The organism is Chryseobacterium subflavum (assembly GCF_055762745.1).
In genome coordinates this window covers 1768734-1782716 of the sequence record NZ_JBVTMR010000001.1, presented here as the reverse complement: position 1 = coordinate 1782716, position 13983 = coordinate 1768734, and the positions used below count along the sequence as shown (strand labels likewise).

At 36.1% G+C, this 13983-nt stretch carries 11 protein-coding genes; 7 read left to right on the top strand and 4 right to left on the bottom strand.

The window, feature by feature from the left end; all coding sequences use genetic code 11:
• Window positions 1–87: 87 nt before the first annotated feature.
• From tatC to AC0INN_RS07825, 3 genes are all read right to left on the bottom strand, one after another.
• On the bottom strand, window positions 88–915 hold the full coding sequence (gene tatC / locus AC0INN_RS07835) for a twin-arginine translocase subunit TatC (RefSeq protein ID WP_273648238.1): 828 nt from the start codon (window positions 913–915) through the stop codon (window positions 88–90).
• Between the two features lie 175 nt (window positions 916–1090).
• Window positions 1091–1786, bottom strand: a complete 696-nt coding sequence (locus AC0INN_RS07830; protein WP_273648237.1) for a type 1 glutamine amidotransferase domain-containing protein — start codon at window positions 1784–1786, stop codon at window positions 1091–1093.
• A 114-nt stretch (window positions 1787–1900) separates the two neighbouring features.
• Entirely contained in the window at window positions 1901–2860 is a 960-nt protein-coding gene (locus AC0INN_RS07825; protein WP_273648236.1) for a KpsF/GutQ family sugar-phosphate isomerase, read from the bottom strand.
• Window positions 2861–3021: 161 nt separating this feature from the next.
• On the opposite strand from AC0INN_RS07825, the gene recQ reads away from it, so the two are divergent.
• The 7 genes from recQ (at window position 3022) to AC0INN_RS07790 (ending at window position 11217) form a co-directional block, all read left to right on the top strand.
• Window positions 3022–5226 (top strand): DNA helicase RecQ, encoded by a 2205-nt coding sequence (gene recQ, locus AC0INN_RS07820; protein WP_172278637.1) that lies wholly within the window; start codon window positions 3022–3024, stop codon window positions 5224–5226.
• A gap of 49 nt (window positions 5227–5275) precedes the next feature.
• Window positions 5276–6361: a glycosyltransferase gene (locus AC0INN_RS07815; RefSeq protein ID WP_273651050.1), complete on the top strand. Its 1086-nt coding sequence runs from the start codon at window positions 5276–5278 to the stop codon at window positions 6359–6361.
• Window positions 6362–6409: 48 nt separating this feature from the next.
• Window positions 6410–6808 (top strand): cupin domain-containing protein, encoded by a 399-nt coding sequence (locus AC0INN_RS07810; protein WP_273648235.1) that lies wholly within the window; start codon window positions 6410–6412, stop codon window positions 6806–6808.
• 128 nt (window positions 6809–6936) lie between these two features.
• Window positions 6937–8340, top strand: a complete 1404-nt coding sequence (lpdA, locus tag AC0INN_RS07805) for a dihydrolipoyl dehydrogenase (RefSeq protein ID WP_273648234.1) — start codon at window positions 6937–6939, stop codon at window positions 8338–8340.
• A 109-nt stretch (window positions 8341–8449) separates the two neighbouring features.
• The gene (locus AC0INN_RS07800) at window positions 8450–9322 is read left to right on the top strand and encodes a DUF4476 domain-containing protein (protein ID WP_273648233.1); all 873 of its coding nucleotides are present in this window, start codon (window positions 8450–8452) and stop codon (window positions 9320–9322) included.
• 31 nt (window positions 9323–9353) lie between these two features.
• Window positions 9354–10193: an arylamine N-acetyltransferase family protein gene (locus tag AC0INN_RS07795; protein WP_273648232.1), complete on the top strand. Its 840-nt coding sequence runs from the start codon at window positions 9354–9356 to the stop codon at window positions 10191–10193.
• A gap of 199 nt (window positions 10194–10392) precedes the next feature.
• Window positions 10393–11217 carry a CvfB family protein gene (locus AC0INN_RS07790; RefSeq protein ID WP_273648231.1) on the top strand — a complete coding sequence of 275 codons (825 nt, stop codon included), beginning with the start codon at window positions 10393–10395 and terminating at the stop codon, window positions 11215–11217.
• A 39-nt stretch (window positions 11218–11256) separates the two neighbouring features.
• Here the strand turns inward: AC0INN_RS07790 and AC0INN_RS07785 are convergent, their stop codons facing one another.
• Window positions 11257–13908: a T9SS type B sorting domain-containing protein gene (locus AC0INN_RS07785; RefSeq protein WP_306612588.1), complete on the bottom strand. Its 2652-nt coding sequence runs from the start codon at window positions 13906–13908 to the stop codon at window positions 11257–11259.
• Window positions 13909–13983: the final 75 nt, after the last annotated feature.

The window sequence follows — 13983 nt, the reverse complement described above, 5'->3', positions numbered from 1 at the left end:
CGAGTGGTTATATCCATAAAAAATCCCGCAGATCAATCTGCGGGAATATAGTAAGAAGACGCTTTTGGTCTTTGTTTTTTGCTGACACTACTTCTGGACGACAGGCAGGTTTCCTTCACGTTTCTGAACCTTTTTATAGGTGTAAGAACACATGACAATACTGAATTCATACAGCAACAATAATGGCAGGGCTGCCATAATCATACTTAAAACATCAGCAGGAGTAATAATAGCTGCTACAACCATGATGAGCACAATAGCATGTCTTCGGTATGTTTTCATGAATTTCGGGCTCAGAATTCCGATCGTCGTAAGGAAATAAATAAGGATAGGAAATAGAAAAACCACTCCCATACCTAATACAACCTGTAAGAATAACGTGGTATAATCGCTCAGATCATAAAGAGGAACGATAATATCGGAAATTTTGAAAATCACCCCAAAGTTGACGGCAAAAGGAAGAATCAGAAAGTACCCTGATAAAACCCCTGACATAAACAATATCCACACCGCATTGATAATGAAGATCGAATTTTTTCTTTCTTTCGGATGTAATGCAGGACTGACGAAACGCCATAGCTCCCAGACTATATAGGGAAATGCCAGAACAATCCCCCCGAAAATAGAAACGGCCATCATGACATTGAACTGCTGATAAAGCCTTTGTACACGAACAGGAAATTCTTTTGGAAGATGTATGCTGTCTTCTCCGAGGATCATCCTCGAAAAGTGATTAACAATTTTAAAAGTGGGAAAGTCATTTCTGGTAGGACCGAAAAAAATATGGTCCATAATCCAATTGATATTAAAGCCAATGATAAAAGCGGCAATAATAATAGCAATAATTGAGCGAATCAGATGCCCTCTTAATTCTCCAATGTGCCCAAGAAAGGACATTTCCTTTTTTTCTTCCATTATATAGAATCTATCTAGAATATTAAGGTCTTACAAAGTAAAAACTTTATAATATATAAGCATGCAAAACTATGAAATTATAATGAGTAATTGTAATTATTGATTATGATTTTGCTGTCCTTTTTATATAATCACTGATCCCGGTAAAAAATTACCGGGATCAGTTTTGAGATTTCTACTTTTCTTGTTTTTCCAATATTTCCAGCACTTTTTCACCAACCGCTCCTCCTGATTGAGGATTTTGGCCTGTAACGAGTCTTCCGTCAGCAACGGCGAAAGAAATAAAATCTTTATCGGCTTTAACATAGTTGGCACCTTTGCTTTTTAAAACATCTTCTGTCAGATAAGGCATATGGTCAGCTAACTCAGCTGCTACCTCCTCCGAATTTGAAAAACCGGTAAGTGTTTTCCCCTTAATCAGTAATTCACCATCTGAAAGCCGGATGTTAAATAAACCTACAGCACCATGACAAACAGAAGAAACAATTCCTCCGTTTTCATAGATCTTTCTTGAAATATCCTGTAACTCCTTATTGTCAGGAAAATCCCATACAACACCATGTCCTCCGGAATAGTAAATAACTTCATAATCTTCTGCATGAATATCCTTAGGCTCTAAAGTATTTGCCAACTTTTCCCTGAAGGATTGATCTGCATAATATTTCCAGTCCACCGGTTGTACAAACATTTGGAGGGAAACAGGATCAAGAGGAGTGTAACCACCTCGCGGGCTTACAAAATCGATTTCATATCCTTTTTGGGATAATTTTTCATAAAAATGAACTGCCTCACCTAGCCATAAACCGGTTGCACGATCCATTTCAGGGTATTTTTCCACACTTGTGACTACGATTAATGCTTTTTTCTTCATGTTTTTTGTATTTGTTCTTACAAGATATGGATTTTAAAAAATGTTGGCAAGGGTAAAAATAAAGTTCCGGCTTGCGAAGCAAGCCGGAACTTTATTTTTATAAGATGTTATTTTTTAGATTATTCCTTCGTCCAATAATTTGTGAAGGTCTATAATTCCAAAGTACTTACCATTTTCGGTTACAATAAGCTGGCCGATATTGTTTTCTTTTAAAACTTTTATCGCATCTTTTGCGAGAACATTTTTTTCAATGGTTTTAGGATGGGCAGACATGATATCTTTGGCCAGAACCTTAGATATATCTTCATCTTTTAACAGCATCCTTCTCAGGTCACCGTCCGTAATCACACCGATGATTTCATCTTCTTTTGTAACCACAGTAATTCCATGACTCGATGCGCTGATTGAGATAATTACATCCCGTACAGGTGCATTTTCGCTTACCTGTGGTTTTTGTGATGAAAGGAATTGTTCAACCCTTGCGGTTAAGTTTTTTCCTAAGCTTCCTCCGGGGTGGAATTTTGCGAAATCGTTTTCTTTAAAGTCGTTGAGTTCCATCAGGCAGATTGCCAGGGCATCTCCCAGTGCCATCTGTATGGTAGTAGAACTGGTCGGAGCTAGTTTATTGGGGCAGGCCTCAAGGTCAACATGGGTATCTAAAATGATTTCAGAAAATTCTGCCAGTTTGCTTTTTCTGTTTCCTGTCATTCCTATTAATGATGAAGAATAATCTTTTAAGAATGGAACAAGATTGGCAATTTCAGGTGAATTTCCGGAATTGGAAATGCATAAAACCACATCCTGTTTCTGGATAACTCCAAGATCTCCATGAATGGCTTCCGAGGCGTGAAGGAACTGGGAAGGAGTTCCGGTGGAATTGAGTGTGGCAACAATTTTATTTCCCACATGAGCAGATTTTCCTATTCCAACAACAATTAATTTTCCTTTTGCTGAATGAATAACCTCTACTGCTTTTACAAATTCATTGTCTATTCTGCTTTTTAATTTTTCAAGTTCTGAAATCTCTATTTCTAATGTTGTTTTTGCTATTGAAATGATATTTGCTCTTTCCATTTTTACCTTTACAATTTGTATACAAAATTCTCCCGATATAAATTTATACTTTAAAAAGAATATTTAATATAAATTTTATTTTTTATAAATTCGTTCGCTTTTATTATAAGCAAAAATTTTATAACTTTGGATTAGATGCAAATTTAGCAATAGAAAATTAGATGAGCGCAAAAAAAGCCAATTTATCGGGCGAATTGAAAAAGTATTTCGGGTTTTCTACTTTTAAAGGTCAACAAGAACAAATTATAGAAAATCTGTTACAAGGGAAGGATATATTTGTTTTGATGCCGACAGGAGGAGGTAAGTCATTATGTTACCAACTTCCGGCACTCATTTCTGAAGGGACGGCGATTGTAGTTTCTCCCTTAATCGCATTAATGAAGAATCAGGTAGATGCCGTAAATGGTCTTTCATCTGATGATGGAGTAGCACATGTTTTAAATTCATCATTAAATAAAACCCAAACCAAGCAGGTCTTTGATGATATTAAAAGCGGGAAGACAAAATTACTTTATGTTGCTCCTGAATCATTAATTAAAGAAGATTATCTGGATTTCCTTAAGGAAGTTAAAATTTCATTCTTTGCTATTGACGAGGCTCACTGTATTTCAGAGTGGGGACACGATTTCAGACCGGAATACAGAAATCTGAAATTGATTATCGATAAAATTGCCGACGTTCCCGTTATTGCACTTACAGCCACGGCAACTCCTAAGGTTCAGGATGATATCCAGAAAACATTGGGAATGACGAATGCATTGGTATTTAAGGAAAGCTTCAACCGTGCTAATTTATACTACGAAGTACGCCCGAAAGTCAATGTAGATCTTGAAATCGTAAAATTTATTAATCAGCATAAGGGAAAATCAGGAATTATATATTGTTTAAGCAGGAGAAAAGTAGAGGAATTTGCGCAGCTTTTACAAGTGAATGGAATCAATGCATTACCATATCACGCCGGTCTTGACCAGAAGGTAAGAGTGGCTAATCAGGATAAATTCCTCATGGAGGATGCTGATGTTATTGTTGCAACCATTGCTTTTGGGATGGGAATTGATAAACCGGATGTGCGGTTTGTAATCCATTACGATTTTCCGAAGTCATTAGAGAGTTACTACCAGGAAACGGGACGCGCAGGAAGAGACGGTGGAGAAGGACACTGCTTAGCCTTTTATGATCCGAAAGATATCGAAAAGCTTGAAAAGTTCCTTGCTCAAAAGCCGGTTTCAGAAAGGGAAATCGGATTACAACTTTTAAATGAAGTGGTAGGTTATGCTGAAACATCCATGAGCCGGAGACAGTATATTTTGTATTACTTTGGTGAAGCTTTTGATCCTGTTAATGGAGAAGGAGCTAAAATGTGTGATAATGCATCAAACCCTCCAAAATTAAAGGATGCTACAAAAGATCTGAAGAAAGTTCTGGAACTGATCAGGGAAACTGGAGAAAAGTTTAAATCCAAAGACCTGATCTCTGTGATCTCGGGAAAAGAAAGTGCTGTCACCAAATCGTACAAGCTTGAACAAAGTTCATATTTCGGTTTCGGGAAAGATCAGAAAGATAACTATTGGAAAACGATCTTAAGACAGGCTACTGTTCAGAATTTTCTGCAAAAAGATATTGAAACGTACGGTGTTTTAAAGATTACGGATAAAGGCCTACAGGTTCTGGACCATAATTTAGATCACGTGTTTATGATAGCAGAAGACCGCGAATTTGACCTTACACAGTCAAAAGCGGAAAGTGATCAGGTGCAGATGCAATCCGGAGGAGGACTGGACCAGAATTTATTTGGTCTTTTAAAGGAACTGAGGAAAAAAGTAGCTAAAAAATACGGAATTCCTCCTTATACGGTATTCATGGATCCTAGTTTGGAAGACATGACGGTTCAGTATCCGATCACAGTGGAGGAAATTGCCAAGATTTATGGAGTAGGGGAAGGAAAAGCCAAAAAGTATGGAAAGGAATTTGCCGACTACATAAAAACCTATGTTGAAGACCATAATATTGAACGTACTCAGGATATGGTACTGAAACAGGTAGCGAATAAATCGAGCCACAAAGTATTTATTATTCAGAGTACCGATAAGAAGATCGATCTTGAGGATATTGCAAGAGCCAAAAATTTAACAATGAATGAATTGTTGAAAGAAATGGAAAGTATTGTATACCAGGGAACGAAGCTGAATATTGATTACTATATTGAAGATAATTTCGATGAAGATATTGTAGATGGCTTCATGGAATTCATGAATGATTCTGAAAGCGATAGCATGAAAGTATTGCTGGATGAATTCGGAGATGAGCTTTCTGATGAAGAGGTCAGAATGTTAAGGATAAAATTCATTAGTGACGTAGCTAATTAAATTAAAAATATGAACCTTATCCGATCATGGGTAAGGTTCTTTTACAATGATGAAAAAGATTTCTGTTATTTTTATTCTGCCGGATTTGGAAACCGGAGGTGCAGAAAGAATTATTACCACAATTGCAAATCATCTTTCACGGGATCGTTTTGAACCTAAGATTTTGCTTTTACGGAAACAAGGAGGTTATCTTAGCTTTCTTGAAAAAGATGTTGAAATTATTGATATCAATACAGAAAGAATCAGACATTCATTAAAGCCTATTTTATCGGAGATCTATAAAAGGAAACCTGATATTGTATTTTCAGGATTTGGTGAGGTAAATGCATATTTATCATTGTTTATAAAGCTTTTTCCAAGGACGAAGTTCATTGCCAGAGAAACAAATGTGGTAAGTGAGCATGTGACGCGGAAAGAAATTAAATTCTTTTATAATTTTTATAATAGCTATCAACGGATCATCGCACAAAGTGATGACATGATGAGGGATCTGATGAAGAACTTTAATATAAAATCGGATAAGATTGTGAAGATCAATAATCCGGTGGATTTTGATTTTATCAATCAGAAACTTGCCGTTTCCCAAAAGCCGGAATGCTTTGCGTACAATTACAAAAATGTTGTGGCCATTGGAAATTTATCTTCAAGAAAAGGATTCGATAACTTGCTGAAAGTTTTTTCCCGATTAAAAAATGAAAATATTCTGCTCCATATTCTGGGGGACGGAAAAGACAAAGAAATCCTGCATCAGATGAAAGATTTTCTGGGATTAAAACATGTATTTTTCCATGGAAGACAGGAGAATCCTTATCAATACTTAAAATACGCGGACCTTTTCATTCTTTCTTCAAGATATGAGGGATTTCCTAATGTGTTATTGGAAGCCGGTGCTTGTGGAACTTACGCTCTTGCTAACAACTGTCCCGGAGGTATTAATGAAATCATCCAACATCAGGTAAACGGTGAGATTTCGGATATCAATAATCACGAAGATTTTTCTCAAAAGATCATGAGTATCCTGCATCAGACCTATGATAAAGAAGCCATTAAAAGTTCTATTAAATCAAGGTTTTCCAAGAATATTATTCTCGATAAATACGAAAAACTTCTGTTGGATGTAGTTCGTAGTTCATAACAAAAATTGTTAATAGGCTAATTACTAATTATTAAACCAAAGGTAATCATGGAGAAAATAATTAAATCGTTTGCAATAGCTATTTTGATGGTGAATTCTGTAGCTCTTATGGCTCAGAACACCCAGCTTTCCAGAAAAGAGTTGCTAAAAACAGGTCTTGATCAGAAAGTTAAAACTGCGGAAATTCAGGAGGTCACAATAGCTGCAGGCATAGCGGCACCGGAGCATCTGCATCCTTGTCCGGTATTGGGAATAATAAAATCAGGAGATGCTGTTTTTCAGATAGAAGGGCAGCAAAAAATAATACTCCATGAGGGGGATGCTTTTTATGAACCAAAAAACGTTAAAATTCTTCATTTTGATAATGCATCAGCTGAAAAACCACTCATTTTTTCAGCAATTTATTTAAAAGAAGGAAATGAAGAAAATATCAAACTATTGAAGTAACTCCTGTAAAAGATAGGATGTCCTGTTATCAATTCTAAAATTGATAAAACTCACTTTGGTGCTTGGTAATTTATCATTAAATTTGTAAGACTTAAGATAGATAATAATAAACAAATTCATAAAATAACATGAGTCAATTCGATGTTACCGTAATAGGTTCTGGTCCTGGTGGTTATGTTGCTGCAATTCGTGCTGCGCAATTAGGCTTCAAAACAGCAATTATTGAAAAATATTCAACTTTAGGCGGAACTTGTCTTAACGTTGGATGTATTCCTTCTAAAGCACTTTTAGATAGTTCCGAGCATTTCGAAAACGCAAAACATAATTTTGCAGGTCACGGAATCATTATCAATGATCCTCAAGTAGATATTGCAAGAATTATCGAGCGTAAAAATGAAGTGGTAAAGCAAAATACAGATGGGATCAACTATCTGATGAGCAAAAACAAAATTACTGTTTTTGAAGGTGTTGGAAGTTTTGAATCAGCTACTCAGATTAAAATCAGCAAGAAAGATGGTTCTTCAGAAACTATCGATTCCAAATATACAATCATTGCAACAGGTTCCAAGCCGTCTTCATTGCCTTTTATTACGCTTGACAAGGAAAGAGTAATTACTTCTACTGAAGCTTTGAATCTTAAAGAAATTCCTAAGCACTTGGTAGTTATCGGAGGTGGTGTAATCGGTCTTGAGCTAGGTTCAGTATATTTAAGATTAGGATCTCAGGTTACTGTTGTTGAATTTATGGATAAGATCATTCCTGGAATGGATGGAGCATTAAGTAAGGAATTACTGAAAGTTCTTAAGAAGCAGGGAATGAAATTCATGCTTTCTACTGCTGTTTCTGCTGTTGAGAGAAATGGAGACTCTGTAAAAATTACAGCTAAAGATAAAAAAGGAGAGGAAATTACTGTTGAAGGAGACTATTGTTTGGTTTCTGTGGGTAGAAAGCCTTATACAGATGGTTTAGGTCTTGAGAAGGCTGGAGTAGAACTTGATGAAAGAGGCAGAGTAAAGGTAAATGATCATTTACAGACCAATGTTGCCAATATTTATGCGATCGGAGATGTGGTTAAAGGAGCTATGTTAGCGCATAAAGCTGAAGAAGAAGGCGTATTTGTTGCTGAAACTTTAGCAGGTCAAAAGCCACACATCAACTACAATCTTATTCCTGGTGTAGTATATACATGGCCTGAAGTTGCCGGAGTTGGTAAAACTGAAGAGCAGTTAAAAGAAGAAGGTGTTGCTATTAAAGTGGGTTCATTCCCAATGAGAGCATTAGGAAGAAGCCGTGCAAGTGGTGATATTGACGGATTGGTAAAAATCATTGCTGATGAGAAGACAGATGAGGTTTTAGGAATGCATATCATCGGAGCAAGAGCCGCAGATTTAATTGCTGAAGGTGTAATTGCTATGGAATTCCGTGCAAGTGCAGAAGATATTGCAAGAAGTTCTCATGCTCACCCAACGTATGCTGAGGCTGTTAAAGAAGCGGCATTGGATGCTACAGGGAAGAGACCAATTCATATGTAGTATTTACTGAAAGATTAAAAATTTCAAAATTGATATAAAAAGAGAAACCAAAACTTGGTTTCTCTTTTTTTTGGCATAAAAATAGAGATGCTGATATAAAAGTAAAATAATGAAAAATATATTTATTGGTTTAGCGATGTTTACCGGAATTTATTCTTTTGCTCAGGAAGCTGGAAAAGCAGGAGAACTGTTAAAAAATGAAGCTTCTGTGACTGAAATGAAATCTTCAGCGGCCAAAGGAAATCAACAAAATAATACTACTAAAAATAATACTACTAAAAGCAATTCCGGATTTCGAAACGGTAATCAAAATAATGGTTTTAAAAATCCCAATTATCATTGGAACCAAAATTATGGATATGCAGAAGTTTTTCTGAGGATTCCTGAACTGGGATATTTCACTGTTGAACTTGGTGATCAATCCATTTCAAATAATTCCGGAAAATACCGTTTCTTTGATTTGCAATCCGGGAGAATGCCCATATCAATTTATGATAATGGATTTTTAATTTACAGATCGACTCTGATGTTAAGGAATAACAACAGAATGGTACTCGATTTTTTTACCAATGAAGGTTTATATTTATTGGATTCTTACCCGGTTCAGGACGGATCTTATGGCTTCAACGACTGGAATGATATATGGAATAATCCTTATGGTAATCAATCCGGAAACTGGAATCAACCAGGCAATACTATGGATGCCCGCACATTCAGCCAATTTTTTGAAATGCTTCAGAATAATGAGAAATTTGATGACGGTAAAATAGCATTGATTAATCAGCAGATGCGTACTTCTTTTTTTACTTCACAGCAGATAAGGGATCTTGTAAAATCGTTGAGTTTTGATAAGAATAAATTGACCCTGGCGAAATCCATGTACCGAAAATGTGCAGATAAGAACAGGTATTTCATGGTGTATGATGCTTTTGATTTCGAAAGCAGTAAGCGGGAATTAATGGAATATATAGCAAACTCATAATAAGCATCTAGACAAATTTTAAATTTAAATTATGGAAAGATCAGAATTGGAATTGTATTTAAAACGGTTGGGAACGTACTGGAACCATGAAGATAACGGCGAGCTGAAAGGCTTGCAGAAATTACATCAGTTGCATCCTAAACATATTGTATTTGAAAATATTGATTCTTTCATGGGCATCGTTCCTTCTTTAGACATAGGTGCCATTTTCCATAAACTGGTTACACTTCAAAGAGGTGGATACTGTTATGAACAAAATATACTGTTTAAAAATATCCTGACGAACTTAGGGTTTATTATCAAAATGCATCTGGCCAGAGTCCTGTGGAATAGTGCCAATGGTAAAGCAACGGCAAGATCACACATGATGCTCACTACGGATATTAAGGGTCTAAAATACCTTGTAGACGTGGGTTTCGGTTCAATGACGCTTACTTCACCCATATTACTTCAGGCAAATATAGAGCAGGAAACTCCAAATGGAGTGTTTCGATTGGTAAACAATGACATTTTTTATCAGTTGGAGGTTTTGAAGGAAGAATGGCTTCCGATCTATAAATTTTCACTTGAAGAAGTGGAGAAGCCTGACCTGGAAATGGCAAATTGGTTTGTGGCTACTGGACCTGATTCTGTATTTGGTAAATCTCTTATGATTTCCAGTGTAGATGAAAAATCCAGATATTCCCTTTTTAATCATGCATTCACTATACGCGGAAATGATGGAAGAAAAGAAAGTCTTGAAATTACTGAGCCTGATCAACTAAGGTTTATCCTGGCCACACATTTTAATCTTGACAAGCTTTCGGATCAATTATTAAGCACAATGTATAACAAGCTGAACGAAATCCGGATTCGTTTTCAGACAACTTAATAACCGGTCGATGAATAATCAACTTTGTAGCTAAGTTCTCTTTTAAAATAGACCTCTTTATAAATATAAACTGGTAAAGGAATATTGGGTCTGATTAATAAAATTAAATCAGGAAATTCAGGGAAATAGAAGCTGACGGAATTATTTCTGAAGGAGTCATTTTATATTTCCGTACCTTTGCAGACTAATTTTATCATCAATGCAACTCGGAAGAACTCAAACTTTAAAAATTTCAGAAAAAAATAATTCAGGATGGATCCTGATAGATGAATCGGGTGAAAAGGCTTTTTTACCAAAGGTTTTCGCTCAGGAAGATAAGGAAATTGAGGATGAAATTGAAGTTTTTGTGTATCAGGATGATGGTAAATTAAAAGCCACTACTGAAATTCCATTGGCTGAAGTAGGAGAGTATGCAGTAATGACAAGTGTTCAGAGTTTACCTAGTGGTGCTTTTATGGATTGGGGAATTATTAAAGATTTATTCATTCCTTATAAGCAACAAAAATCCAAAATTATTGAAGGCAAGAGATATCTGGTATATCTTTATGTAGATGAGGATCTGGAACTGATCACAGGAACAACAAAGTTTAAAAGGAATCCTCAATATGAAAATCTGCCCTTCCAGAAAGGGGATAAAGTAGATCTGATCATGATGAATGAAAGTGAACTGGGGTGGAATGTTGTTATTAATAAAAAATACATAGGATTGATCTATGCTTCTGATGTTTTCAAGAAATTATATCCGCTATCTGAAGAAAAAGGATACATTAAAGCCATTCGTGAAGACGGTAAGATTGACGTTTCCTTACAGCCTGAAGGTTTTGAAAATATTGATGAGTTTAAGCAAAAAATCCTTACCAAATTAGAGGAGAACTATGGTCTTCTTTATCTATCTGATAAATCTACTCCAGAGGAGATCAAAGGTGAAATCCAGATGAGTAAAAAGAACTTCAAGAAAGCAATCGGAGGTCTTTATAAAGATAAGATCATCGATATTATGGAGGATAAGATCAGATTATTATAAATATAAAACGAGCAGAATTTTCTGCTCGTTTTTTTGTTTTTATTCTCTGTTCTTAATCAATATCCAACCATTGTATAATCGCCCATCCGAAACCTTTATAATGTACCAATAACTTCCTGTAGGCAATGGTAATGAATTGTATTTTCCGTCCCATTCAAAAGGTTTTTTACTGATGATATCTTTGAATACCGGAATACCTCTTCTATAATAGATGCCTACTTCAGTTCCTGTATAATTTTCAAGGCCTCTTATCTTCCATTTATCGTTGATCCCATCACCATTAGGAGTAATTGCATTAGGAATATTGAAGATAGAAAAGTTTTTCTGGCCAATGATACAACCTGATTTTGTTCTTACATAAACAGTATATTCTCCCATGCTTAAATTATTAAAGACATTGGAATCCTGCCATGTCACATTATCAAGTGAATATTCATAGTTTCCACTAGCTGAAAGTAAAACAGTTGCAGAACTATTAGCAATTGTTACAGAAACGATCTCAGCTAAAACAGAATAGCTAACCTGCGTATTTGCAATGCTTTCACATCCGAAACTGTTGGTTACTTTCACAGAATAGTTTCCGGGAACGGATACTATAATTGTCTGTGTTGTAGCTCCTGTATTCCATAGATAAGAAGCAAATCCGCTTCCTGCATCGAGTGTTAATGTTTTTCCCTTGCAAAAATCAATGTTTTCTGGAAGACTGATTTTAGGCTTTGGATTTAATGTTAAGCTTAATCGTATCACTATAAAACAGCCATCGGGGGTAGATACTTTTACATGAATAATACTTGAGCCAATGCTCATCATATAAACTGAAGGATTTGGAATCGTATTTCCTGCACTATCTGTATAAGTAAAAGTGTAGTTTTGCGGGTTAGAAATAATATTTCCTTCATACGAATGAAGATTAATAGCCATTGTTGTTCCGGTAGAAGTATTGCATAAAGCATCTGTGACATCCTGAGCCGGAACATTATTGATGGACAATGTAACAGCTATGGATTGCTTTTCAGATTTGCACCCGTTCAATGTTTGAGTGACAAAATATGTTTGTCCATGTACCAGCGGTGTACTGAGAGGTAAAATATTCCCTCCCGCATTGTAAAACACAAGTGATGCTCCCGTAACAGCCAGATTAGCTAACGTAGGATTGGCAGAGGCACAAAAATCCTGAGTAGCATTTGCTGCTGGCTTAGGAGTGGAATTAACCGTCACCTGAATTGCTATTTTGTTGCTTTCACAGTTGTTAATGGTTTGTGAAGCATAATAGGTTTGCCCGCTTACAAGCCCTGTATTTAAAGGTAAAAGGTTTCCTGATGCATCATACCATTTTATATTCTGACCAATGATCTGAATATCTGAAACTTTTGGCTGATTAGTAGCGCAAAATGTTTGTTGTAAATTTTGTGTTGCAGGGAGAGCCGGAGAGGTTATAATTACATTTTGGTTTTGTGTTGCCGTATTTCCATGACCATCATTATATGTCCAGTGGATTATATAAGTTCCCGGAACAGAATAAGAAAGCGGATCTGTGGTGGTTGCTGTAATAATTCCTGCGCAATTATCAGTTGCTGTTGGGAAAGTTGAAATTACAGTATGGCAATCTCCTGTGACATCCGGCATATTGGCAATATTTGGAACCGGTGCAACAGTATCTCCTACGATTACATTTACAGTGAAGCTTCCGTCACAACCGCCTGACCCTGATACCTGACAAATATATGTCCCTGCATTAGCCGCTGTAGCATTTGAAATAACAGGATTTTGTTGGGTAGAACTAAATCCATTAGGTCCGGTCCAGCTATATGTTGTTCCCCCGGTTGCATGTAATTGGATGGATGAATTGATACAAACAGGAGAGTTTGAGGTTACTGTAGCGGCTGATGTACAATCCTTAAATTTAGCAATAAAAATATCGTTTCCACCACCAGGTAATTGCTGAAATGTTCCAGGGGTTGCGATACCTGATGTATTTCCACCTGACATTCCTGTTAAATAAATCGCATCATCATTATCTTTTGTTACCTCTCCTTGTTGTGTCGCACCATTTCCTGTATAATAAGTACCCCATTCCTTTACATCATTTTGGTTATATTTAATTAAAAATGTAGAATTATATTGTGCCGGCATTCCCATATAGGCACCGGGAGTCGATATATCCGGAAGGCCATTGAAATGTAAACCTGTGAAGAAAACATTTCCCGAAGTGTCAGGATATGCTAATAATTGAGGATCTCCATGAAAATTAAAGTAGTTTTTTGTAACGGTATTATTCGCAAGGTTAACACGCCAAATTCCTGGCTGCCCCTGAGGAAAAGCAGTTGTAGTATATTTTCCCGGAAGAATTAAAATATTATTTACAATTCTTGCTTTTAACACAAGTTCAGATCCTGCGTTTCCATAATAGCTTGATCGAAGAATGGTGTTTCCTTGTTTCGATAATTTAATATAGATTCCGTCTGATTCTCCACCTTTTATAGATTGAAAGGCATTAATCATGGGGATATTTGAAGATTGTGTAGCTCCAATTATTTCAAGATCATTGTTTGAAGAAAAAATATGGAAAATAGAAGTTGAACCATCACTTTGCCCAAAATAAGTTGCCCAATCTACATTACCTGTTGTTGAATTTAAAGAGGCTAAAATTCCATCTGTATATCCAAGAGGTGTAGATTTTGTTGGTTGCATTGCATTCACAGTTGGGAAATCAGAACTGAAAGCATCTCCTCCGATATATATCTTATTTTGATTATAAGAAACGGA

What these genes read in the sequence shown, in the direction of transcription:
- AC0INN_RS07810 (WP_273648235.1), top strand. Translation starts at nt 6,410, where the DNA reads ATGGAGAAAATAATTAAATCGTTTGCAATAGCTATTTTGATGGTGAAT.
- AC0INN_RS07785 (WP_306612588.1), bottom strand. Translation starts at nt 13,908, where the DNA reads ATGCAACCAACAAAATCTACACCTCTTGGATATACAGATGGAATTTTA.
- AC0INN_RS07825 (WP_273648236.1), bottom strand. Translation starts at nt 2,860, where the DNA reads ATGGAAAGAGCAAATATCATTTCAATAGCAAAAACAACATTAGAAATA.
- AC0INN_RS07815 (WP_273651050.1), top strand. Translation starts at nt 5,276, where the DNA reads ATGAAAAAGATTTCTGTTATTTTTATTCTGCCGGATTTGGAAACCGGA.
- recQ (WP_172278637.1), top strand. Translation starts at nt 3,022, where the DNA reads ATGAGCGCAAAAAAAGCCAATTTATCGGGCGAATTGAAAAAGTATTTC.
- AC0INN_RS07795 (WP_273648232.1), top strand. Translation starts at nt 9,354, where the DNA reads ATGGAAAGATCAGAATTGGAATTGTATTTAAAACGGTTGGGAACGTAC.
- lpdA (WP_273648234.1), top strand. Translation starts at nt 6,937, where the DNA reads ATGAGTCAATTCGATGTTACCGTAATAGGTTCTGGTCCTGGTGGTTAT.
- AC0INN_RS07790 (WP_273648231.1), top strand. Translation starts at nt 10,393, where the DNA reads ATGCAACTCGGAAGAACTCAAACTTTAAAAATTTCAGAAAAAAATAAT.
- tatC (WP_273648238.1), bottom strand. Translation starts at nt 915, where the DNA reads ATGGAAGAAAAAAAGGAAATGTCCTTTCTTGGGCACATTGGAGAATTA.
- AC0INN_RS07800 (WP_273648233.1), top strand. Translation starts at nt 8,450, where the DNA reads ATGAAAAATATATTTATTGGTTTAGCGATGTTTACCGGAATTTATTCT.
- AC0INN_RS07830 (WP_273648237.1), bottom strand. Translation starts at nt 1,786, where the DNA reads ATGAAGAAAAAAGCATTAATCGTAGTCACAAGTGTGGAAAAATACCCT.